A 22,495-nucleotide genomic window follows, 5' to 3' on the forward strand; every position below is an offset into this window, starting at 1 on the left:
TGACCCACATCAACGTATTTGCCGCTCACAAAGCCAAGTCAGGCTATCTTTGGGCTTAGAAAGTTTTAAAGTCCCACTAAGAAAGTCGTAGTACTGGGAGATCCAGACCGCATCGAACAAGTTTTGTCCAATATTTTAGATAACGCCATCCGCCATACTCCCGAACAGACGCGCATCGATCTGCGTCTAAAAGTCATTGGCAACTCGGCATGGATTGAAATTGCCGATACGGGTCGGGGCATTCCTTCCGATCTGCTAGAACACATCTTTGAACGGTTTCATAGCGGTCAGCAGCAAGGTACGGGGCTGGGTTTAGCAATTGCCAGGGCGATCGTAGAAGCCCACGGCGGTACGATTATGGCGTTTAACCAGCCAAGGGGTGGCGCATGTTTTATCGTCGAGCTGCCGTTGTATTCTGAGGAATAGTGGTGCGTGGTACGTGGTACGAGTACAAGTAAAAAAAACTTTAAGCCAACTTGAAGCTTAATTTAAGGTTTTCGCAAGGTTCGCCTCATAACCTATTCTTAAGGTTTCATTGGCTAATTTATTTTGCTTATGCGGTTCGAGAAGGTAACAAACAGTATACCTGCTCAACTGGCAACCACTCGTGACTCCATATCATCAGGTGTCGCTGCACCAATAGCAAGACCGCAAGTTCGGGGTAAATTTATTTTTGTCGGGAATGAAAAGCTCTACATCCGAGGCGTGACCTACGGTACGTTTCACCCAGATGCAGCAGGCAATTTCTATCCCAGTCCCGAAATTACGAGTCGCGATTTTGCCGCTATGGTAGCGAATGAGATTAACGCGGTGCGAACTTACACAGTACCGCCGCGTTGGTTGCTCGATCTAGCAGCAGAGTACGGTCTTTGGGTGATGGTAGGACTGCCGTGGGAGCAGCATATTGCGTTTTTAGACGACAGAAAAAGGGTACGATCGCTCGAACAGCGTATCCGCGCCAGCGTGCGTAGTTGTGCGGGGCATCCAGCTTTATTATGTTATGCGATCGGTAACGAAATTCCGGCTGGAATCGTGCGTTGGTACGGTCGTCATCGCGTCGAGCGATTTTTAGCGCGCCTGTATCGGATTGCTAAACGCGAAGACCCCGATAGCTTAGTTACCTATGTCAACTACCCAACGACAGAGTATTTACAACTGCGGTTTGTCGATTTTGTTTGCTTCAATGTCTACCTAGAGCAACAGAATCGCTTAGCTGCCTATATTGCCCGCTTGCAAAATCTAGCAGGCGATCGCCCCTTGGTACTTGCAGAATTAGGGCTAGACAGCCGCCGTAATGGTAAACAAAAGCAGGCAGAAATACTCGATTGGCAGCTCCGTACAACGTTTGCATCGGGTTGTGCGGGAACGTTTGTCTTTGCTTGGACGGACGAATGGTATCGCGGCGGCTACGATATTGACGACTGGGATTTTGGCATTACCGATCGCCAGCGCCGTCCTAAACCTGCCTTGAATACCGCGCGTCAGGCATTTGCTCAAGTGCCATTCCCTGCATTGTCTTTTCCCACGATCTCGGTAGTCGTGTGCAGCTACAACGGCTCCCACACGATTCGCGATACTCTCTCAGGATTGGCAAACTTGGAGTATCCGCATTATGAAACGATTGTGGTTGACGATGGCTCTACAGATAATACAGCGGCGATCGTCAGCGAGTACGATGTCCGGCTGATCCGCACTCCTCAAAGTGGTTTGAGCCATGCCCGTAACGTAGGGATGCAAGCAGCAAAAGGGGAAATTGTTGCTTACATCGATGACGATGCTTACCCAGACCCACACTGGTTGACTTATCTTGCCATCACCTTTATGGAAACCTCCCATGTCGGGGTGGGTGGTCCCAATTTGCCCCCACCAGAGGACGGAATGGTAGCCCAGTGCGTGGCAAATGCGCCAGGAGGTCCTTCTCACGTCCTACTATCCGATCGGGAGGCAGAGCATATTCCTGGTTGTAATATGGCATTTCGCAAGTCTTGCCTAGAGGCGATCGCTGGGTTCGATCCTCAGTTTCGGACGGCAGGTGATGACGTGGACATTTGCTGGCGGTTGCAAGAACAGGGTTGGACAATCGGGTTTAGCCCAGCTGCCGTAGTCTGGCATCATCGCCGCAATTCAGTATGGCGTTACTGGAAGCAACAACAGGGCTATGGTAAAGCCGAAGCTCTTTTAGAACAGAAATGGACTGATAAATACAACATCCTCGGACATCTTACCTGGTCGGGACGAATTTATGGTCCGAGCGTCATGTACGGACTGAGCGTACAAGAGCGGGTGTTCTATGGCACTTGGGGTTCGGCACTGTTTCAATCTATTTATCAACCAATGCCAGGAACGCTGAGAACGTTACTGCTGATGCCGGAATGGTATTTAGTCGTAATGGTATTGGTGGGACTGAGTTTGCTAGGAGGAGTTTTGTGGACTCCAATGTGGTTAATCTCGCCCCTTGCCCTAGTTGCGATCGCCGCAACCTTAATACAGGTTTGTCGCAGCGCCGCACAAGCCAAGTTTCCCAACCAGCCGAAATCTCGCTTCGATCGCTGGCGGCGTTATAGCTTGACCGCAGTGCTGTACCTACTCCAACCTTTGGCTCGTCTCAAAGGACGTTTCCGCTACGGCTTGCAACCTTGGCGCTGGTATGGGATGTCAAATTTAGCCTTGCCTTTAGCAAGAGTAGCAACGCTTTGGAGTGCCAGTTGGCACGCGCCCCAATCGTGGCTGACCTCAATTGAGACGGCGATCCAATCTGCCGGACACCGCGTTCAACGCGGCGGTAACTTCGATCCTTGGGATTTGGAAGTGCCAGGGGGATTATTTGGTAGCAATCGCCTGTTAATGGCGATTGAAGAACACGGTGGCGGACAGCAGCTAGTGCGGTTGCGTACTTGGTCGCGGTGGTCGAAACTCGGTTGGATGCTGTTTTTCCTGTTCGTCGGACTCACGGTAGCAGCGTGGATCGATTCAGCGTGGAGTGCGGTTGCGAAGTTAGGAGCGATCGCCTTGCTGCTGTTATTGCGATCGCTCTACGAGAGTGCGGTTGCTTCTGCGGTTGTCTTGCAAGCGATCGAACGGGTAAAGCCTGATAGCGATTCTCAATTGCGCGCGTGACATTTGTAGGGGCGCACGGCTGTGCGCCCCTACAGAGCGCGTGTTTTACCCAATTGAAAACCGCTATGAAGCGAAAACAGGGTGTTCCCCCACACCCCACCCCCTACCCCCTGCACCCTGTTTTGGTAAATGTAGTTGGAGGCAAATAGTGGGAGCAATTCCTGACAACATCCCTAAAATATACCAACGGATCTGGCGCGAGGTGCGATCGTTTCGCTGGCATCTAGGACTGCTGTTGCTACTCAGCTTATTATCCATTCCCGTGACGCTGCTGCAACCGCTACCAGTGGCGATCGCAGTTGATAGTGTCATCGGTTCGCAGCCGTTGCCCTACTTTTTGCGTGTCGTGCTTCCCGCAGCAATAACTGGATCGAACCAGGCAATTTTAATTTTTGCCGTAGTTTTGTCAGTAGCGATCGTTTTGGGAGGCAAGCTGTTAGGGCTAACGCGATCGATGCTGCAAACTTATACAGGTGCAAAGCTCGTTTTAGACTTTCGGGCGCGGCTGTTTCGCCACGCGCAGCGGCTATCGCTTTCCTATCACGACTCCAAAGGAACCCACGACACTAACTATCGAGTACAACACGATGCACCCGCGTTGCAATGGATTGCGGTTGACGGCGTAATTCCCCTCGTCACTTCCGCTTTCACCTTTTTCAGTATGCTCTACGTCAGCGCCCGCATTCACCTGCAACTTGCCCTGATTGCGCTGGTGATTTCGCCGTTGTTGTACTTTCTCTCGCGATTGTACGGGCAACGGTTGCGCCAGCAGTGGCGAGGAGCTAAAAAGCTGGAAAGTACTGCCTTTTCGGTGGTACAGGAAGTCTTGGCAGCAATGCGGGTCGTGAAAGCTTTTGCTCAAGAAGACCGAGAACAGCACCGTTTTGTCCGCCATGCCGAGGACGCGCTGTGGGCGAAATTGCGGCTGAGTTTGATTGAAGGCAGTTTGGGCGTGCTAATCGCCTTAACTACGGCAGTAGGTACGGCAGCAGTACTGTACGTGGGGGTACGGCTGGTGCAAAGTGGGGAGCTGTCTTTAGGGAATCTGCTGCTAGTGCTGGGCTACCTGTCGCAGTTATACAAACCGCTCGAATCGATGAGTAAGAATGTCGCCAGCCTGCAAGGGTCTTTGACAGGGGCAGAACGTGCTTTTACCTTACTCGACCAAGCGCCAGATGTGGTGGAAAAACCGCACGCCAGACCGTTGCAACGAGCTAAAGGGGCTGTAGTCTTCGATCGCGTTTCGTTTAGCTATGACGGCGACACGCAAGTGCTGCATGAGATTAGTTTTAGCATTCCCGCAGGGGCGCGGGTAGGTATCGCCGGAACGACAGGGGCGGGGAAAACAACCCTCGTCAGTTTGCTAACTCGTTTTTACGACCCTACCGCAGGGCAGATTTTATTGGATGGTTTAGATTTGCGGGACTACAAGCTGCAAGATTTACGCAATCAGTTCGCCATCATGCTGCAAGAACCCGTGCTGTTTTCTACCAGTATTGCGGAAAATATCGCCTATGCCCGTCCAGGGGCAAGCCATGAGGAGATTGTCGCCGCAGCACAAGCAGCCAACGCCCATCGATTTATTTTGAATTTGCCGCACGGTTACGAGACGCGAGTAGGAGAACGGGGAATGCGACTTTCGGGAGGCGAACGGCAGCGGATCTCCCTCGCCAGGGCATTTCTCAAGGATGCACCGATTTTGATTTTGGACGAACCAACCAGTTCGGTTGATGTCAAAACTGAAGCTGCAATTATGGAGGCAATGGAGCGCCTGATGGACAAACGCACGACTTTTACGATCGCCCATCGACGCAGCACTTTGGAAAGCTGCGACCTGCGACTGGCGATCGAGCATGGGCAATTAGTTGACTTAGCTCGCACCACCACCCAGGAGCGTTCGCGATGAGCGCAGACCAAATCGACGAAATGTTCGTTCCCGCCGCTGTACTAGAACAGGGGTTGAGTCGTTATTGGGGGCGATCGCTACAAATTGTGGCGATTGAATCTCAGCCGCTTGACAGTTTCAGCACCCATCCGATCGATCGGTTGCAAGTGACATTAGATGACGGTCAGCAGTTGAGCGTCATTTTCAAACAACTACAGCTCAAATGCGATCGCCATATCCGCCATCGCGGTAAAGAAGTCAGGATCTACGAACGCTTGCTCGTCAATCGCGATCTCGGTACGCCTGCTTTATATGCCTCGCTGTACGACGAATCCAACCATCGCTACTGGCTGTTCATGGAGGATGTCGGCGAATGGAAGCTGGAATACTGCGATGTTGAGGAATGGTGTGCGGCTTTCCGCTGGCTGGCGCGGCTGCACGCCACCTACTACGGTCAAGCGGCACAGTTGCGCCAGTTAGATTGCCTGGTCGAACACGGTGCTGTTTTTTATCGATATTTGGCTGACATGGCGCGTCAGAGCGTGCAATTGTATCAACCGCAAGCGATCGCTCGTTTCGACTCTCTCGTATCGCGATTGGACGAATTAATTGCCGAGTTGGAGGCGCAGCCCCACACTTTGGTACATGGCGATATGTCGTGCCAAAACCTAATCGTCCAACCGCAAGTAGGTATCCGACCGATTGACTGGGAATGGGCGGCGATTGGCGTACCAGCTTGGGATGTGGCGAAGCTATCCTCCGGCTGGGGAACGGGAAAGCCGCGCTTGCTGGCTGCTTACTTCGACGAATTTGCCCGACACGCGATCGCCCCACTCGATCGCCGCGCCTTCGACCGGACGCTGGCTGGTTGCGACATTCTCAAAATTCTCTGGTATCTCCGTTGGTGGATCTCACCCTGTCGAGATATCGCTCAAGTCGATAAGTTACTCGATAAAATTGCCGAACGTTGGCATTGGCTAGACAAGGAGGAAAATTATGCGCGATCGCCTGCGAATAGCTCTGGTATCGCCGCTCGCCCTTCCCACTCGTCCTGACATTGGCAGTTCGATCGAACAGCTCGTGTCTTTGCTGGCAGCAGAATTAACGCGCCGAGGTCATGAGGTGACGTTATTTGCTTCAGGGGATTCTCAAACTGAGGCAAGATTACACGCTGTCTATCCCCGCAGCTACAAAGAAGACTCAATGCTGTGGAATTACTACGAATTTCACGAGATCGTGCACGTAGCTGCCGCTTTCGAGCAGGCAGAACGCTTTGATGTCATCCACAGCCACGCCTACCATCACGCCCTACCATTCACTCGCTTGGTAAGTACGCCCGTCCTCTACACTTACCACATCAACCCAACGAAAGATATCCTCAGTTGCTACAGTCGCTACCCTGAAACTCAAGTTGTTGCCGTTTCTCAATACCACCGCAGCAAATTTACCACTCTCGATCGCGTTGCTGTTGTCTATAACGGCATTGATATCGATGCCTTTCCCTTTCAAGCCAAACGTGGCGATTACCTCGTTTTCCTAGGACATTTGATTCACAAAAAAGGCGCTTTAGAAGCGATTCAAATCGCCCAGCAAGTGGGAATGCGGCTGGTAATGGCAGGACAGACAAGTGACTACTTCTACGCTGAAATAGAACCTTGGGTAGATGGCAAGCAAGTGGAATATATCGGATATATCGGCGTGCCAGAACGAAACAAATTACTCGCAGAAGCGGCGGCGCTGCTGTTTCCGATCAATGCCTCCGAACCCTTCGGGCTGGTAATGTTGGAAGCGATGGCGTGCGGTACGCCCGTGGCGGCGATCGATCGCTGTGCCGTTTCGGAGATTGTAGAACCAGGCGTGACGGGATACTACGCTGCCGATGTCGATGCCCTTGCCGCTTTGATTCCCGATACGCTGGCTTTAGACCGTCACAAAGTACGAGAGGCGATCGCCCGTTTTGACTACCGCCGCATGGTAGATGGCTACGAATCGCTTTATCGTCAAATGCTGGAGGTGCGGCAATGAAAGCGATCGTTACTGGCACGATCGTCACCAGTCCTGTAGGCGGCGTAGCTTGGGATTACGGACAGTACGCGCTGGGATTGGAACAACTGGGATTTGAAGTGTACTATCTCGAAGATCCTGGGATTCCTTCCTACAGCTACAACCCAGAGACGGGGGTGTATGAAGAAGATCCCAGTTATGGGATTGAATTTCTGAAGCGATCTCTTGCCCTACTTTCCCCTGCATTGGCACAACGCTGGCACTATCGCGCTGTTGATGGGCAAACATATGGGTTAGATGCCGAAACAATGGCAGAGGTGGCGGCGGAAGCAACTTTGTTACTGAACGTTTCTGGTGGCAGCGTGCTGCGGGATGAATACCTACACTGTCGTAACAAAATCTTAATCGACACCGATCCAGGCTGGAATCACTTTGTCATATTTCCCCAGTGGGACAGACAGCCAGCCGAACAGCAGCGTTGGGGTTGGCGATCGCACGATCTGTTTTTTACTTACGCCCTGCGCCTGGGACAACCGGATTGCCCGCTGCCGACATTTGACATTCCCTGGCTGCCAACCCGCCCCCCAGTTCTTTTAGATTGCTGGCTGGCTCAACCACCCGCCCAGCAATGGACGACGGTAATGACTTGGAATCATTACCCGCAACCGATCGTTCACAACAGTGTTAGGTACGGCTCTAAAGAGTTGGAGTTCGAGCAAATTGAGCCACTGCCAACCCGCAGCCCTGCATCATTTGAGGTGACGATCAATGTCAATGGTGAAGCGCCGCTCGATCGCTGGCGATCGCTCGGTTGGTCGATTGTGGATGCTGAAGCTACTTCCGCTTCAGCTGCCCTTTACCGCAAATATATCGAACAATCTCGCGGCGAATTCAGCGTTGCCAAGAACGTTTACGTCGCTACCCGCTGCGGCTGGTTTAGTTGCCGTTCGGTCTGCTATTTAGCCGCAGGTCGCCCCGTGGTGGTGCAAAATACGGGTTTTTCCAAATATATCCCCACCGGATTTGGGCTGTTGACATTTACCAATCTAGACGAGGCAGTCAAGGCAATTGAGGCGATCGAACGAGACTACGATACCCACCAGCAGGCAGCAAGGGAACTGGCGCGGACTTGGTTTGACTCGCGCTTAGTGCTGGGCGAAATATTAGAGCGAATTGAATAAGTTGTTCCACATTGAATTCGCGTGCAGGCAGCAGCCAAAAGTTTTGCTAGAACTACATTTTTCCTTTTTGACTTTTGACTTTTAATTTTTGACTTGCTTAGGAGGGATACGCATGGATACCCGCGAGTTTACTGGAGAGTGGGATTACAACACGCTACCCGATAATATCTGGATCGAACCTGGTTGCTATCTAGAGCGTCAAGAGAGTTTTAAGCGGTTTCGCAGCCAACAAAATCCAGGTTTAGTTCTGGGCAAGAACGTACAAGTCTACACCTGGTCGGCATTTTCAGTAGAACCAGCAGGCAAGCTTGTCGTTGGTGATGATTCCGTCCTCGTCGGGGCAGTGTTTTGGTGTGCTGAGTCGATCGCAGTCGGCAGGCGCGTCCTAATTTCCTACAACGTGACGATCGCCGATAGCGACTTTCATCCCCGCGATCCAGACTTGCGGCGACTAGATGCGATCGCCATTTCTCCCGCAGGCAATCCGCAGCAGCGTCCGCCCTTGGAGGCAAAGCCTGTAGTTATTGCCGATGACGTACAAATCGGCATTGGAGCAATTATCCTCAAAGGAGTACAAATTGGTGCGGGAGCGCAGATTGGCGCTGGTTCTGTCGTCACCTCTAACGTGCCTGCGGGGGCGATGGTGACGGGTAATCCTGCCAAAGTGACAAGCTTATTGGGGGTGAGACGATGACATCACTCCGGCTTTCCCACGACTGGTTCGGGCGATCGCTGCCACCTAACGTCATAATTGGCGATCGCAGTTGGTTGCACAGTAGTTATGTATTTCTGCACTATCGCTCTCAGCGCCCTTGCGGTCTGCGTGTCGGCAGCGATACGGGCATTTATATTGATTCTTTTTTCGATCTCGGACCCTGTGGCGAGGTGGAGATAGGCGATTACTGCACGATCGCCGGAGCAATTATTGCTACTAATAATCGCGTCACAATTGGCAATTTCACGCTAATTTCCCGCGAAGTGGTCATAGCAGATACTTTCGCTGCTACACCCGCTCTAATGACTGAAGGTGATGCAGCCGTACCACCCACCAGCATTGAAATTGGCAACGATGCTTGGATTGGGACGCGAGCAGTTTTGTTGCGGGGAGCTTGCATCGGCGACGGTGCGATCGTGGGTGCGGGTGCAGTCATCGATTTTGAAGTCCCTGCCTATGCGATCGCAGCTGGTAATCCAGCTCGCATTGTCGGTTCCAGCAAAACAGGAGAGAGCCATGTTTGGCAAGGACAATCCTAAGCTAGAAAAATTCTTCCATCACAACGGTCGATGGCTTGCTGGCGCAGCCATACTAACAGTTATCGGGGTGGGCGCTTGGCAATCCAATCTCATCCTCATCCTGAATCGCGAGGAACCCGTAGCAGTTCGCCTATCCGAAGTCAAGCGCGGCACTGTAGAATCTACCATCAATGAAAGCGGCGTGGTAGAACTGCGCGACCAGCGAATCTTGACTTCCCCAACAGAGGGAGCGGTAGATCGAGTTTTGGTACAACCTGGGAACCGCGTTCAGGCTGGACAGACGCTAATTACTCTGCGCTATCCAGAACGAGAAACAGCCCTCGCCAATCAAGAAGTCAAAATTCAGCAGCAGCGACGGATTTTACAGCGCCATCAACAGGAAATTGTGGAAGCGAAAGAACAAATTGCTGCCGATGAAATAAAACTGCGTCCTTTGGTGGCTGGAGCGAGAGAGGGGGCGATCGCACGAGAACAAGTCTACGAGCAACAAGATAAACTCCGCGAGACACGGGCTACCTTGCGCGATGCCCAAGCAGATGCACGGACGGCTGCTTTGGAACTAGAAGCATTCCAACTAGAGCGCAAACGCATTCAGCAAGAAGTGCGAGACTCGATCGTGACTGCACCGATTGACGGTGTTGTGTTGGGAGTCAACGTGAAAAACGGCGACGGGGTTGAATTCCGCACAAATTTACTCACAATTGGCGATCCGAGGCAAGTGTTGGTAAAACTTCAGCTTTCCACCCTGAACGCAACTCAAGTCCGTCCTAACCAATTGGCTCGGGTTAGCGTTATCGGTCCCGATCGCCAGACATTTACAGGGCGAATTCAAAGCCTATATCCGCAAGCAGTTGGGGAGGAGGAAGAGGAACAAAGCTCAGGCGGCGGTTCCAAGCAATCGAATCAATCGAGTAGCTCAGATCAGCCAGCCGTCCCATCGATCGTCCTGTTGGATACTCCCACTCGTACGCTGATTCCAGGCAGCCGCGTCAATGTCGAAATCTTGCTCCAACAGCGGCAAAATGTCATCGTCTTACCGACTGAAATCGTGCAACGCGACGACGATGACGATTCCGAACCGTTTGTTTGGGTACGAGATAGTCAAGGCAACGCTCAAAAACGCCCAGTGAAGTTGGGTTTAGAAGGATTGACAAACGTTGAAGTTACCTCCGGCTTGCAAATTGGCGATCGCGTCATTCAACCGCCATCCGAGCCATCACTAGAGCCAGGAGTGCCAGTTATCAGTGACCAGTGACCAGTGACCAGTGACCAATTACCAGTGACCAGTGACCGGTAAATAGGGTGTGGGGCGTGGGGTGTGGGGTGTGGGGTGACTCCTGACTCCTGACTCCTGACTCCTGACTCCTGACTCCTGACCAGTTAGTTATTTTATCTCCTCTGCCCACCTGCACACAAAGCCCACCTGCTCTCTGCTTCCTTGTCCCCCTTGTCCCCCTTGTCTCCCTTGTCCCCCTTGTCTCCCTTGTCTCCCTTGTCTCCCTTGTCTTCCTTGTCCTCTCGACTCCCCACTCCCGACTCCCTTCTTAAATCATGGGCATTTCACCATTCGATTTACTTAATCTTGCCTACCGTTCCCTCCGCAGTCATCCCGTGCGTTCAACCCTATCCATGTTGGGGGTATTCATGGGGGTAGCGGCGGTGAGTGCAACGCTACAATCTAGTAGTATCAGCCGCGCTGTCATTGCTCGACAACTAGCAGAACGGGGCGCACCGCAAATAACAGTTTATCCACAGTGGGAACCCGATCGCATTGTGTTGCAACTGCGCTTGGAGGACATGGAATTTTTGCGCCAGCGACTCACAGGAGTGCAGGCAATCAGCGCCTTTAACTGGGCGGGACCGCTATCCACCGTATATCAAGATAAAGCATATCTGCCCTCAGTATCGCCCGTAACTCAAGACTATTTACTGACTTCGGGAAAAAACTTGGTTAGGGGACGGTTTTTTAATGCTACCGATTTTGCTAACTATCGACCCGTAGCGGTAATTGATGAATATTTGGTCAAAGAACTATTTGGCGATCGCAATCCGGTAGGAGAACAAATTTTAGTTGGGCGCAGACTTTACATCGTTATAGGAGTGTTAGAAACGCGCCCAGATGATGATTCGCCTCCTGAAGGTCAAATTCTCGTCCCGATGGCGATTTATAATGCCTTGCACGGCAAACAAGATATCGGCAGCGTTCAACTGCGTCCTTATCGACTGGAAGAATTAGAAGACTTGAGCGATCGCGCCATAGAATTATTAGAACAACGCTATCCTGGTTTCAGTTTTTGGGCTTGGAATAATGTAGACGACCTAATCCAGCAGCAACAAACTCTGGAACTGGCAACGCGAGGGCTGATGGTAGTGGGAGCGATCGCCCTATTGGTAGGAGGTGTGGGCATTGCTAATATTACAATTGCTTCCGTTACCGAACGCACGTCTGAAATTGGCATTCGTCGAGCCGTAGGAGCTACCCAACGCGAAATCGCGCTCCAATTCGTTTTAGAGGCAGCATTGCTCAGTCTAGCAAGCGGTACGGTAGCTTTAGTAGTCGTGCATGTTGTTGCGCTCAACGTTGCCGATGCGTTCGATTTACCATATGAATTTGAAGGCAGAATCGCTGCACTGGCTTTGGGTTCCGCCTTGGTAGTCGGTGTGGGAGCCGGATTTCCCCCAGCACTTCGCGCTAGCCAACTCGACCCCGTACAAGCTTTGCGCTCGCAGTAAATATATCTCCAAGTTTTAACCAGGGGGGGAGTACAAGAAATCTCACTGGCGCTAAATTGCGATCGGATTCATCTACTCGAAGCTCCTACTCCCGAAATGACAAAAATCGGCTATCACTCTTCCCACGAACAATTCAAGCCCAGTGAATTGTTGCAATACGTTCAAATGGCTCAACAAGCAGGCTTCACTCATGCTCTTTCCTCCGATCACTTTCACCCCTGGAGCGAACAGCAGGGTCAAAGCGGTTTTGCTTGGTCTTGGTTGGGTGCAGCGATGCAAGCGACTCCCGGATTGAATTATCGCGTGGTCTGCGCTCCAGGGCAGCGATACCATCCGGCAATTATCGCTCAGGCGGCGGCTACTTTGGCGGAAATGTTTCCTCAACGTTTTTGGATAACTGTAGGTAGCGGTCAAGCGCTCAATGAGGCTATTACAGGCGATAAGTGGTTGTGTAAAAGCGATCGCAATACTCGCTTGAAAGAATGCGTCGATATTATGCGTGCTTTGTGGCGCGGAGACACCGTGACTCATAAAGGTTTAGTCTGCGTTGAGGAGGCAAAACTTTATTCGCGTCCCGAAACCCCACCCTTAATTATCGGTGCTGCTGTGACGGCTCAAACTGCTGAGTGGCTGGGAAGTTGGGCAGATGGGTTAATTACAATCTCTCGTCCGCCAGAGAAACTCAAGCAAGTTGTCGATGCTTTTCGTCGGGGTGGTGGAGCAGGCAAGCCCATGCTATTGAAAGTTCAACTATCATACGATCGCAATGAAGATATAGCAAGGCAAAAAGCCCATCAACAGTGGCGTAATAATATTTTCAAAAATATTCTCATGACCGAACTGCGATCGCCCCAGCAATTTGATGCAGCCGGAGAGTTTGTCAAACCGGAAGAAATGAACGAACACGTCCGCATCTCTGCCGATCCGCAGCAACATATAGAATGGTTGCAGCAAGATGTAGAGTTGGGATTTGATGAATTGCTGCTACACAACATCAACCGCGAACAGCAACAATTCATTCAGGTATTTGGCGAGAAAGTGTTACCTGTGTTGCAGACAAATTAGCTCGATCGCTGCTTATTGCCATGTCAAGGATGCTGTATTAGTATACCTAAAGCTAAAATAACTTCTTCTAGTTTATCACCTTCTAACACTCCTACGCGATCGACAAATCTTGCTGTAGAAACAGAGCGTGTTTGTAACGGATTTGCGGCAGATAGTTTTGATAATCCATTTGTCGATGTAGGAGATAATTGGATTATCCAGGATAATCGATCGAAATTAGGTTTCCATCCTGTAATTGGTACTACAAGTCTTATTCTCAATCCAGATAGTCCATCCCTACTAATAATTACAGCAGGTCTAGTTTTCTTGATTTCATCTCCTATTGTTGGATCGAAATTAATTTGCCATATCTCACCATATTTCATCTTCAGGATCTTCCTCTTGATACTCCTCCACCCATTCCATCTCTTCCGAACCTGAGATAAAACACATTTCTGGTAACGCAGCTATCTGCTCTAAAAGAATTTTGTCTTGGCTTTCTCTCGGCAGTTTAGCAAGTTCTCTAATACTAAGTTTTTTAACTTCGTTAGTCATAGTTACCTCTCCAGAGTAAATAGGTTAGATTCAGTTTATATATGATATATGTCAATTGGATTACATTTTACGCTATGATTTGAGGATTTGCTTTAGAAGCACCCTATACACTTAATTTTTCTTGCTAAGAAATTAAGTTTTTTGTGAATTACCACTTATATATTTAAATTTTTGCCGATCTATAGAAAGATATAGAGAACCCAGTTGACTGCCTGAGCAACCCTCGTCGTAAGTCATAAGTACAAAACATGCACCAATGACAAATGACAAATGACAACCTAATTGTGAGGTTTCCTATGTCTAGCGAAATTAAAGAATCAGAAGCGATCGCCCGTTTAGCAATGATAGAAACACAACTAGGGCAGATGACTCAAATGCTATCAAACTTGAGCGATCGCCTAGCTCGGACGGAAGACAATTTTCTGCTAGTAGCTGATGTTTACCGCTACAAAAAGCTACAAGAATTGCTAGCTGCCGAAAATTTCCATGCAGCAGACTGGGAAACGATTCGCCTCATTCAATCTGTGACGGGAGAGTTAGAACTAGAATCCATTACCCCGGAACAAATTAGAAGTTTTCCCTGTAACGAACTACAAGTCATCGATAATCTGTGGCGTAAATATAGTAACGGTCGCTTTGGCTTTAGTATCCAAACACAAATTTATCAAAGTATTGGCGGCTCTATAGAAACCACAATTAACCAAGATTATCAAATTATCGAGTCTTTTGGCGATCGTGTGGGCTGGCGATCGAATCGTAAATGGCTCAAATGCGACGATCTAGACTATACCCTCACAGCACCCATTGGTTGCCATCCCTCCCGCTGGTGGAATTCTCCTTTCGGCGCGAAAATGACCAACTATTTTTTCAATCGGTTAATCACCTGCCAGCTTTAACCGTGCTTTCTCATGCCTTTGGACAAATAAGCTAGCAAGAATACAGCGATCCCAGCCATCCCCAAGTACGAGTAGGATGTAGCGAACGTTGCTGCTGTACCAATTGCCAGCAAGCCGATTAAGCTAAATTTTAGTTTAGGGGGCATACTTCGTACTACTCTGTCTCTCGATCTCTTTCTGCCTTGAGTTGGCGGACGCACTCTTGTCCCAACCCCACAGCTAAACCTACGCTAGCACCAACCAAGACATATCTATTTTGCATTCCTTCATAATGTTTCCCCTCAAATCTCAACTGATTAAAGTCACGTTGACCAATTCTCGCCGCAGCTAAACCAATGACTGCACCGATTGCGGCAGTTACTACAGATGAAAATATAATTGCTCTGAGGTTCATGACAGAGTGGTAGTTGGTAGTTGGTAGTTGGTAGGTGGTAGTTGGTAGGTGGTAGTTGGTAGTTGAGTGGTGTGTAACAACTGATAACTTTGTAGAAACGTTACATGTAACGTCTCTACACTGATAACTGATACTCGTATTTTGTCAAGATCGCTGCATGTCATGCCAAAAAGTGACAAAATAATTCATAAATTAGAATTTGTCATTTGACAATTGATGTACGGGTGGGTTTTGGGCAAAGATCGATCGTGACAAACCGTAAATCTGTTGCTAAACCCGCCCCTACGATAACTAATAACTGATGCAATACATTCTAGGATTAGATCTAGGCACGACAGGGAATCGAGCAATTTTGTTCGATGCTGAAGGTGCGATCGCCGGTCAAGCCTATAAAGAACTGAGGCAATATTATCCTCAACCTGGCTATTTAGAACACGATCCTGAAGAGATTTGGCAAGATACTTACACTTGTATACAACAAATTCTCAAACATACAGGTATTTCAGCAAATGCGATCGCGGCGATTGGTTTGTCGGTACAGCGAGAAACCTGTTTATTGTGGGATAAGACGACAGGTAAACCCTTGCACAAAGCAATTGTCTGGCAAGATCGGCGTACCGCGTCTATGTGTCGGCAATTACAAGCAAAAGGACAAGCAAAGACAATTCAAGAACGGACTGGATTAATTGTCGATGCCTACTTTTCGGCAACTAAATTCGCGTGGTTGCTCGATTGGGTACGGGATAAAAATATAAATATAAATCTGGATAATATTCTGGCTGGGACGATCGACACTTGGATCTTATGGAAATTAACGGGTGGCAAGGTTCACGCTACTGACCATAGTAATGCCAGCCGCACGATGTTGATGAATCTAGCGCAGGGAAATTGGGACTCGCAACTCCTCGATTTATTTCAGATTCCCGATCGCATTATGCCGCAAATTCAGCCTAGTTTGGGTATGTTTGGCGAAACCGATCCGCAACTACTGGGGGAAGCAATTCCGATCGCAGCGGTATTTGGCGATCAACAGGCGGCGCTATTTGCCCACGGGTGCGATCGTCCTGGTATGGTGAAATGTACGTATGGGACGGGATGTTTTTTAATCGCCCATACAGGTGAAGAACTGACGCGATCGCATCACCAGTTATTGTCAACTGTTGCCTGGACGCAAGTTTTAGCAAACGGAAGAACGGCGACGAGTTACGCTTTAGAAGCGGCTATGTTTACGACAGGTGCTTGCATTCAGTGGTTGCGAGATGGTTTGAAGCTGATCGATTCAGCTGCCGAAACCGAACACCTGGCGCGTCAAGTTACAGATAATAACGGTGTTTACTTCGTCCCAGCATTAAGTGGATTGGGTGCGCCTCGGTGGGATATGAGCGCTAGGGGTGCTTTTCTGGGAATTACAGGCGGCGTACAGCGCGAACACATGGTGAGAGCCGTTTTAGAAGCGATCGCTTATCAGGTAAAAGAGGCGATCGAGGCGATGAATCGAGATTCTAGCAAAGCGATTGAAGTCTTGAAAGTTGATGGAGGTGCTTGTCAAAATGACTTTTTAATGCAGTTCCAAGCCGATGCACTCGGAATTCCGATCGAGCGTCCAGTTGTTTTAGAAGCAACGGCTCAAGGTGCAGCCTTTGGTGCTGGATTGGCGATCGGTTATTGGACTGATTATCAAAAATTGTGTCGCAGTCGGAAAATCGACCGAATTTTTGAGCCAGGAACGGGGGCAATTCAAGCACAAGAAAATTTTCACACTTGGCTTAAAGCTGTTAACCGCGCTCAGCATTGGGTTGATGAATCTCATCTCTGAGTTTATGCTCTGATTTGCTGTTGCGATCTTTGAGCGATCCCAGTTCTTGATTTGTCAAACTAGTATTAAGTATGAGTGGAGCGAAAAGCGATGCTAGAAGATACAAAGGAGATAGCAGATTTTCACGCTCATGTCTATTACGATCGCCAAAGTCGCGAAGTAGCAGCGCGTGTACGTGAAGAATTGAATACAAAATTCGACGTGAGGCTTGGGCGCTGGCATGACAATCCGATTGGTCCCCATCCCAAACCTATGTATCAAGTTGCCTTTTTACCAGAGCAATTTGGTGCGATTGTTTCCTGGTTAATGTTGCATCGTCAAGGATTAGATATTTTAGTCCATCCAACAACAGGTAACGATGTTGCCGACCATACAAACCATGCCCTTTGGTTAGGAGACAAGTTAGAGCTAAATATAGAGTTTCTTAGAGCCATTAAAACGACTTAATTTCAAGGAAAAATACAAGTTTCAGAATACAGATGAACTCAAAATAGTCATATTATATCAATTTTATATGCTGACATCTGCCTGTTTTAAATTAAACGAATTTGACTGGTAATGAGTAGAATTGGCATGGCTTTTGCAGAAGGTTTAATCGCCTTTATTGCTACAAATATTGATGATATTATTGTCTTGCTACTCTTTTTCTCTCAAATAAATGCTAATTTTCGTCGTCGGCATATCGTTATCGGTCAGTATCTAGGTTTTACAACTATTGTTTTGGCTAGCTTACCAGGTTTTTTTGGTGGTTTAATTGTACCGCGAGAATGGATTGGTTTACTAGGACTCTTGCCAATAATAATTGGGTTTAAGCAATTAGTAAATCGCAAAATAGAAACCGTACAAGTACAAACAGTAACCAGCTTTGAAAATTCTAGTTATCGTAATTCCACATTTTCTTTCCTTTTAAGTCTTCTGAACCCTCATACTTATAAAGTTGCAGCAGTAACACTTGCTAATGGGGGCGATAATATTAGTATCTATATTCCGTTATTTGCTGGTAGTCAACTTGCTAGTTTAAGTATAATTCTCGCTGTATTTTTTTTGATGGTAGGAGTTTGGTGTGCGATCGCCTATTTATTAACTCGCCAACCTACTATTGCCAATATTTTAAGTCGCTACGGTCAACCGATAGTTCCTTTCATATTGATTGGCTTAGGTTTATTTATTCTGTATGAAAGAGGCACGTTCGGACTAATATTTTCAGCTTGAACTTACAATATTTAAGCAATTTTAAGAATTCATTTGCTGATATCGTGCTTGAAGCTCCTCAATGGAAAATAATGTCCGAAACTTCAATCCTTTCGCTGCATATAACTCAGCACCACCTTGCTTTCTATCTACCAACGATATAACTTCCTCAACTTTATACCCCGCCTCTCGCAATCTTTCAACTGCTTTCATTGCCGATTGTCCAGTCGTGACAACATCTTCTAGAACCACAACCAAAGCACCATCTGGTAATACTGGACCTTCAATATACGCTCTCGTACCATGTCCTTTAGTTTCTTTACGAATAATCAAAGCTGGAATGGGACGATTTTCAATCGCAGAAACCACACTCACGGCACTAACAATGGGATCGGCTCCCAGTGTCAATCCTGCCACTGCTTGCGTGTCTGGTGGTAGCAGAGATAATAACAAACGACCGATCGCCAAAGCACCTTGAGGGTGTAACGTAACTAATTTGCCATTAATGTAATAAGAACTGCGTTGACCAGAAGACAGGACAAAATCACCCTCTTTGTAGGCAAGTTGACAGAGTAGATCGAGTAGTTCTTGGCGTAGTGCAGTTAAATCGGTTGTCATAATTTGAGAAAGCAGGGAGCAGGGAACAGGGAGTTGGGAGTCGGGAAGAGAGCTGAGCGAGCAATTCTAGCCACTAGTCACCAGCCACTAGTCACTCTCTACTAATAACTGATAACCGATCGCTAATTGATAAAACGGGGAAGAATAGGCTAAGACTGATGCAACAGTTCAGTATAAGTCAAAATTGCAACAGTATAGAGGACATTCTATGCCCATCAAGTTCAACCGCTTCAGTGGTATTCTACTCGCGATCGCTGCTGTCTCTGGATTTCAGGCTAGCGCGATCGCCCAACCAAGCAACCGTACTCTTGCCGATCGCTTTGAGCAAGCGATGTTCACTAGCGGTCGTGATTTCTTCCAAAATCGTTCTTTCGGACGACAATTTGATTGGCTGTTGGGAACAAACGGATTTCCCGACAACGAAATTAATCGCGACGCGAAACGGACTGATGACCTGTACCGCACTGCACTAGAGCAGCAAGTCTCTAGCGATCCGGTCATCCGCACGCGAGATCTGCCCAATCCATACAGAACTTCAGTTTTGGAGTCTAAGAAGTCTAGTAATCCAAAGTAATTTGCCAGTCGGGAATCAATACTTCTTGGTTAGAATTCGATCCCTCCAACCTCCCTTAAAAAGGGAGGCTAAAGACAGCTTCATTTCCCTCTTGTCAAGGGGGATTAAGGGGGATCTTCCAAAGGCTGTGCAATCATAACCGAGAAGTATTGAGTCGGGAATAGGGGAGCGCTCTAAATTCCCACAAGCAATCATAGATTCTGTAGCGATCGCCGCTCATCACCAGTAGCCAGTCTGGTAATTTTTGCTTGGTAGTTTTTGCTGAGTGTTGACTCTTAGAAATCCAGGGTGCAGGAGTTGAACCTGCCTAAGGCGAATTATGAGTTCGCTGCCTCAACCGCTCGGCCAACCCTGGCGGAGTTTATATTGTAACTTAGATTGTCAAGGCAAATTGTTTAGTCTCAATACTTAATATCGCCACAAGACAAATAGTACATAATTTACATAACCGCAATGATATAACTAGCTCATTCGTTAGCAAACAACTGGTGTAAGGAGTCAATGCTCTGGATTAAGCGAGCATCATTAAGAAAAGTCAATTCAACCGTCGCCCTGACGTTAATCTTGTTGCTTCTGATGTTGATCGGGGGTTATATAAGTGCAATCTGGGGATATGCGATCGGACATGAAGCGATTGAAGGCGTAAATCAACCCGATTCTCGTCCCGCCGGGAAAATTGGATTTCGCAAAAATAAGTCTCAACAGCAGCAAGGCGTGGTGATGCTCAAAGAAGCCGATGTCTTAGCTGCCGTAAAAGCTAGAATTGACGGCAAAGGAAAAAAAGCCAAGCCGGAGAAGCCGTTAATTGAAAATCCGCAGAACGACAAGCGATCGTCTACAAAATCAAAGTTGGTGGCTGAGAGCGAGTCCCCTCAGCCTGGATTTCCAATGATTTCTAAAACCGAAGGAGTGTCCTTAGAAATTGCATCTGCACGATTTTCTGGCGGGGCATTACAGTTGAAGATGAACTTTAAAAACGAAGGAGATAGAACCATCAGGTTTCTATCTAGCTTTTTAGATGTAACCAACGAACGAGGACAGACACTCAGCGCCAACACGGAAGGCTTTCCTGAAGAATTACCAGCTAACGGCAAATCTGTTGCCAGCACGCTCAGTATCTCCACTGCTCTGCTCGACAACGTACAGAAAATTTCTTTACATCTGACCGATTATCCCGAACAGCGATTGCAGTTACAAATGTTAAATATTCCTGTAGTTAGGTAAATAACGGGACAAGGGGACAGGAGAGAAGTCAAAATTCAAAATTCAAAATTCAAAATTCAAAACTTTCCAACTCCCTACTCCCTGCTCCCAGCTCGTCCCTGCTCCCTCCACCAAAGATGAGTGCTTTCCCTCCCCTGAATTGGGCAGATATTTGGCTCAGATTATTATCTGTGCTGTTGTTGATTGCCATTAATGCTTTTTTTGTCACGGCTGAGTTTTCCCTTGTTTCCGTGAGGCGATCGCGGATTTAGCAGTTGGTAGAAGCGGGAGACTGGCAAGCGCTGACAGTACAATCGCTACAACGCAGTCTCGAGCGCGTCCTCTCTACTACCCAACTCGGGATCACTCTTTCCAGTCTTGCCTTGGGTTGGATTGGCGAGAGTACGATGGGCGTACTGGTTGCTGCTTGGTTAGAGCAGTTACCCTTACCTGCGGGAGAGCGGGCTTTTATTACCCATGCGATCTCCATTTCAGTTGCTTTTTTTCTAGTTGCCTACTTGCAAATCGTGCTGGGAGAATTATGTCCCAAGTCAGTCGCGCTGCTCTACTCCGAGCAACTAGCGCGGTTATTGGGTTCACCCCTCAAAGCGATCGCCCGCATTTTTACGCCCTTTGTCTGGATTCTCAACCAATCCACGCGCTTTCTGCTGCGTTTAGTGGGTATTCAATACACGGGACAAGCTTGGAGACCACCAGTTACTCCCGAAGAGTTACAACTGATTATTTCTACCGAGCGAGAATCGACTGGCTTAGAGGCAGAAGAACGAGCGTTACTGAATAATATTTTTGAATTCGGTACGGTCAAAGTTGGGGCAGTCATGGTACAGCGTCCGCAAATCATTGCTTTATCCATGAACGCCACGTTGCAAACTCTGTTGCAAGCAGTTGCAGCTACGGGACACTCTCGCTACCCCATTATTGGTAAATCGTTGGACGAAGTACGGGGCATTATTCACCTCAAAGACCTAGCAGAACCACTCGCTCTAGGAAAAATTTCCCTATCAACAGAAATTTATCCCTGGATGCGTCCTGCCCAATTTGTACCGGAACACACCTCATTAGGCGAACTTCTGCCCGTCATGCAGCAAAGCTTGAGACATTCCATCCGTGCGGAACGAGCCACGATTATAGTTGTCAACGAGTTTGGCGGAACCGTAGGACTAGTCACGCTACAAGATTTAATTGCCGAGATTATTGGCGATGCAGGGGCGATAGAAAGCACCGATGAGCTGTTGATCCAGAGTTTGGACGACAGAACATACTTGGTACAGGCACAAATGAACTTAGAAGACCTCAACAAGTTATTGAATTTAGATTTACCTCTGAGACAAGATTATCAGACCTTGGGAGGATTTATTTTGTATCAACTACAAGAAATCCCCGCCGTCGGCACAACCTTAAATTATCAAAACCTGGAATTTACTATCGTTTCTGTTGAAGGACCCCGCCTTGACGAGATTAAGATTCACCTTTTGCAAGGAGCAGAGAGCAGCGAGCAGGGGAAAGAGAGCTGAGGGAGCAGTTACCAATTCAAAATTCAAAATTCAAAATTCAAAATTACAACAAGCACCACTCACCATGCACCACGCACTACACCCTATACCCCACACTCCATTCTTCACTGGTCACTGATAACTGCTCCCTACTCCCTCCTATAAGGCAAAGGATCTTCCAGCCCTAGAGCAGCAAATGCAGCTAAACGCAGACGGCATGAGTCACAAACACCGCAGGCAAGTTCGTCGCCTGCGTAGCAAGACCAGGTTTTTTCCCAAGGTACGCCCAATCGATCGCCCAGTTGAATAATTTCGGTTTTTTTCAGCTGAATGAGAGGAGCAACAATTGCGATCGCGTTTCCTTCCCGCCCTTGTTTCGTACCTAGACGAAATACTTCTTGCATAGCTTGGATGTAATCGGGACGGCAATCGGGATAAAGCCGACGTACTTAACTACGAAGACGTGGATGTCGGGGAAGCGTTAAAAGAAATGACTGGCGGGCGCGGTCCCGATGC

The 22,495-nt window shown here is 48.4% G+C and carries 24 protein-coding genes, 1 tRNA gene and 2 pseudogenes; 18 read left to right on the plus strand and 9 right to left on the minus strand.

Annotated elements, in window-relative coordinates:
• The first annotated feature begins 93 nt into the window (after positions 1-93).
• The 9 genes from DSM107010_RS30755 to DSM107010_RS30795 all read left to right on the plus strand — a co-directional run bounded on the left by DSM107010_RS30755 (position 94) and on the right by DSM107010_RS30795 (position 10,696).
• A complete protein-coding gene (locus DSM107010_RS30755) occupies positions 94-426 on the plus strand; it encodes a sensor histidine kinase (protein WP_258184122.1) in 333 nt (110 codons plus the stop codon).
• 129 nt (positions 427-555) lie between these two features.
• The gene (locus DSM107010_RS30760) at positions 556-3,117 is read left to right on the plus strand and encodes a glycosyltransferase (RefSeq protein WP_106171067.1); all 2,562 of its coding nucleotides are present in this window, start codon (positions 556-558) and stop codon (positions 3,115-3,117) included.
• A gap of 148 nt (positions 3,118-3,265) precedes the next feature.
• Complete coding sequence (locus DSM107010_RS30765) at positions 3,266-5,023, plus strand: ABC transporter ATP-binding protein (protein ID WP_106170248.1); 1,758 nt, start codon at positions 3,266-3,268, stop codon at positions 5,021-5,023.
• Positions 5,020-6,057 carry a phosphotransferase gene (locus tag DSM107010_RS30770; RefSeq protein WP_106170244.1) on the plus strand — a complete coding sequence of 346 codons (1,038 nt, stop codon included), beginning with the start codon at positions 5,020-5,022 and terminating at the stop codon, positions 6,055-6,057. Before DSM107010_RS30765 ends, DSM107010_RS30770 begins: the two co-directional genes overlap by 4 nt.
• Positions 5,999-7,027 (plus strand): glycosyltransferase family 4 protein, encoded by a 1,029-nt coding sequence (locus DSM107010_RS30775; RefSeq protein ID WP_106170246.1) that lies wholly within the window; start codon positions 5,999-6,001, stop codon positions 7,025-7,027. The genes DSM107010_RS30770 and DSM107010_RS30775 overlap by 59 nt, the downstream gene beginning before the upstream one ends.
• Positions 7,024-8,187 (plus strand): glycosyltransferase, encoded by a 1,164-nt coding sequence (locus tag DSM107010_RS30780; RefSeq protein ID WP_127024714.1) that lies wholly within the window; start codon positions 7,024-7,026, stop codon positions 8,185-8,187. The genes DSM107010_RS30775 and DSM107010_RS30780 overlap by 4 nt, the downstream gene beginning before the upstream one ends.
• A 112-nt stretch (positions 8,188-8,299) precedes the next feature.
• Positions 8,300-8,881, plus strand: a complete 582-nt coding sequence (locus DSM107010_RS42540; RefSeq protein ID WP_106218448.1) for an acyltransferase — start codon at positions 8,300-8,302, stop codon at positions 8,879-8,881.
• Entirely contained in the window at positions 8,878-9,441 is a 564-nt protein-coding gene (locus DSM107010_RS30790; protein WP_127024716.1) for an acyltransferase, read from the plus strand. Before DSM107010_RS42540 ends, DSM107010_RS30790 begins: the two co-directional genes overlap by 4 nt.
• On the plus strand, positions 9,419-10,696 hold the full coding sequence (locus tag DSM107010_RS30795) for an efflux RND transporter periplasmic adaptor subunit (protein WP_127024719.1): 1,278 nt from the start codon (positions 9,419-9,421) through the stop codon (positions 10,694-10,696). The genes DSM107010_RS30790 and DSM107010_RS30795 overlap by 23 nt, the downstream gene beginning before the upstream one ends.
• Before the next feature lie 134 nt (positions 10,697-10,830).
• Here DSM107010_RS30795 and DSM107010_RS40245 read toward each other — a convergent pair whose 3' ends face one another.
• Entirely contained in the window at positions 10,831-10,971 is a 141-nt protein-coding gene (locus tag DSM107010_RS40245) for a hypothetical protein (protein WP_181246548.1), read from the minus strand.
• A gap of 21 nt (positions 10,972-10,992) precedes the next feature.
• Here DSM107010_RS40245 and DSM107010_RS30800 point away from each other — a divergent pair, with 21 nt between their 5' ends.
• Positions 10,993-12,174, plus strand: coding sequence for an ABC transporter permease (locus DSM107010_RS30800; RefSeq protein WP_127024722.1), 1,182 nt, complete (start codon positions 10,993-10,995; stop codon positions 12,172-12,174).
• Positions 12,175-12,270: 96 nt separating this feature from the next.
• Positions 12,271-13,239: a TIGR03885 family FMN-dependent LLM class oxidoreductase gene (locus tag DSM107010_RS30805; RefSeq protein ID WP_015152972.1), complete on the plus strand. Its 969-nt coding sequence runs from the start codon at positions 12,271-12,273 to the stop codon at positions 13,237-13,239.
• A 23-nt stretch (positions 13,240-13,262) separates the two neighbouring features.
• On the opposite strand, the gene DSM107010_RS30810 is transcribed toward DSM107010_RS30805, so the two are convergent.
• Both DSM107010_RS30810 and DSM107010_RS30815 read right to left on the minus strand, forming a co-directional pair.
• A complete protein-coding gene (locus tag DSM107010_RS30810) occupies positions 13,263-13,604 on the minus strand; it encodes a type II toxin-antitoxin system PemK/MazF family toxin (RefSeq protein WP_015152973.1) in 342 nt (113 codons plus the stop codon).
• Positions 13,591-13,773 (minus strand): hypothetical protein, encoded by a 183-nt coding sequence (locus tag DSM107010_RS30815; protein WP_015152974.1) that lies wholly within the window; start codon positions 13,771-13,773, stop codon positions 13,591-13,593. The genes DSM107010_RS30810 and DSM107010_RS30815 overlap by 14 nt, the downstream gene beginning before the upstream one ends.
• A 296-nt stretch (positions 13,774-14,069) precedes the next feature.
• On the opposite strand from DSM107010_RS30815, the gene DSM107010_RS30820 reads away from it, so the two are divergent.
• Positions 14,070-14,669 (plus strand): GUN4 domain-containing protein, encoded by a 600-nt coding sequence (locus DSM107010_RS30820; protein WP_015152975.1) that lies wholly within the window; start codon positions 14,070-14,072, stop codon positions 14,667-14,669.
• On the opposite strand, the gene DSM107010_RS40250 is transcribed toward DSM107010_RS30820, so the two are convergent.
• From DSM107010_RS40250 to DSM107010_RS38885, 3 genes are read right to left on the minus strand one after another with little or no spacing between them, the layout of a single operon-like run.
• A complete protein-coding gene (locus DSM107010_RS40250) occupies positions 14,666-14,815 on the minus strand; it encodes a hypothetical protein (RefSeq protein WP_181245547.1) in 150 nt (49 codons plus the stop codon). The genes DSM107010_RS30820 and DSM107010_RS40250 overlap by 4 nt on opposite strands.
• A gap of 8 nt (positions 14,816-14,823) precedes the next feature.
• Entirely contained in the window at positions 14,824-15,063 is a 240-nt protein-coding gene (locus tag DSM107010_RS30825; RefSeq protein ID WP_039713303.1) for a hypothetical protein, read from the minus strand.
• The gene (locus tag DSM107010_RS38885; RefSeq protein ID WP_158631904.1) at positions 15,060-15,227 is read right to left on the minus strand and encodes a hypothetical protein; all 168 of its coding nucleotides are present in this window, start codon (positions 15,225-15,227) and stop codon (positions 15,060-15,062) included. The genes DSM107010_RS30825 and DSM107010_RS38885 overlap by 4 nt, the downstream gene beginning before the upstream one ends.
• 137 nt (positions 15,228-15,364) lie before the next feature.
• On the opposite strand from DSM107010_RS38885, the gene glpK reads away from it, so the two are divergent.
• The 3 genes from glpK (at position 15,365) to DSM107010_RS30840 (ending at position 18,091) form a co-directional block, all read left to right on the plus strand.
• Positions 15,365-16,879 (plus strand): glycerol kinase GlpK, encoded by a 1,515-nt coding sequence (glpK, locus tag DSM107010_RS30830; protein ID WP_015152977.1) that lies wholly within the window; start codon positions 15,365-15,367, stop codon positions 16,877-16,879.
• Between the two features lie 90 nt (positions 16,880-16,969).
• Positions 16,970-17,326, plus strand: a complete 357-nt coding sequence (locus DSM107010_RS30835; RefSeq protein ID WP_015152978.1) for a DOPA 4,5-dioxygenase family protein — start codon at positions 16,970-16,972, stop codon at positions 17,324-17,326.
• A 111-nt stretch (positions 17,327-17,437) separates the two neighbouring features.
• Complete coding sequence (locus DSM107010_RS30840) at positions 17,438-18,091, plus strand: cadmium resistance transporter (RefSeq protein WP_041462351.1); 654 nt, start codon at positions 17,438-17,440, stop codon at positions 18,089-18,091.
• A 21-nt stretch (positions 18,092-18,112) separates the two neighbouring features.
• Here DSM107010_RS30840 and pyrE read toward each other — a convergent pair whose 3' ends face one another.
• Positions 18,113-18,688, minus strand: coding sequence for an orotate phosphoribosyltransferase (gene pyrE / locus DSM107010_RS30845; RefSeq protein ID WP_015152980.1), 576 nt, complete (start codon positions 18,686-18,688; stop codon positions 18,113-18,115).
• Between the two features lie 208 nt (positions 18,689-18,896).
• On the opposite strand from pyrE, the gene DSM107010_RS30850 reads away from it, so the two are divergent.
• Positions 18,897-19,262, plus strand: coding sequence for a hypothetical protein (locus tag DSM107010_RS30850; protein ID WP_015152981.1), 366 nt, complete (start codon positions 18,897-18,899; stop codon positions 19,260-19,262).
• A 282-nt stretch (positions 19,263-19,544) separates the two neighbouring features.
• Here DSM107010_RS30850 and DSM107010_RS30855 read toward each other — a convergent pair.
• Positions 19,545-19,617: transfer RNA gene (locus tag DSM107010_RS30855), tRNA-Ile, on the minus strand.
• Between the two features lie 146 nt (positions 19,618-19,763).
• Between DSM107010_RS30855 and DSM107010_RS30860 the strand changes: the two genes are divergently transcribed.
• Positions 19,764-20,486, plus strand: coding sequence for a hypothetical protein (locus DSM107010_RS30860; protein WP_106168802.1), 723 nt, complete (start codon positions 19,764-19,766; stop codon positions 20,484-20,486).
• 116 nt (positions 20,487-20,602) lie between these two features.
• Positions 20,603-22,000: pseudogene (locus DSM107010_RS30865) on the plus strand (hemolysin family protein).
• A gap of 128 nt (positions 22,001-22,128) precedes the next feature.
• Here DSM107010_RS30865 and DSM107010_RS30870 read toward each other — a convergent pair.
• Positions 22,129-22,416, minus strand: a pseudogene (locus DSM107010_RS30870) (7-cyano-7-deazaguanine synthase); the annotation flags it as partial.
• Positions 22,417-22,495: the final 79 nt, after the last annotated feature.

Origin of the sequence: Chroococcidiopsis cubana SAG 39.79 (assembly GCF_003991895.1) — a bacterium.
Lineage (GTDB): Bacteria > Cyanobacteriota > Cyanobacteriia > Cyanobacteriales > Chroococcidiopsidaceae > Chroococcidiopsis > Chroococcidiopsis thermalis.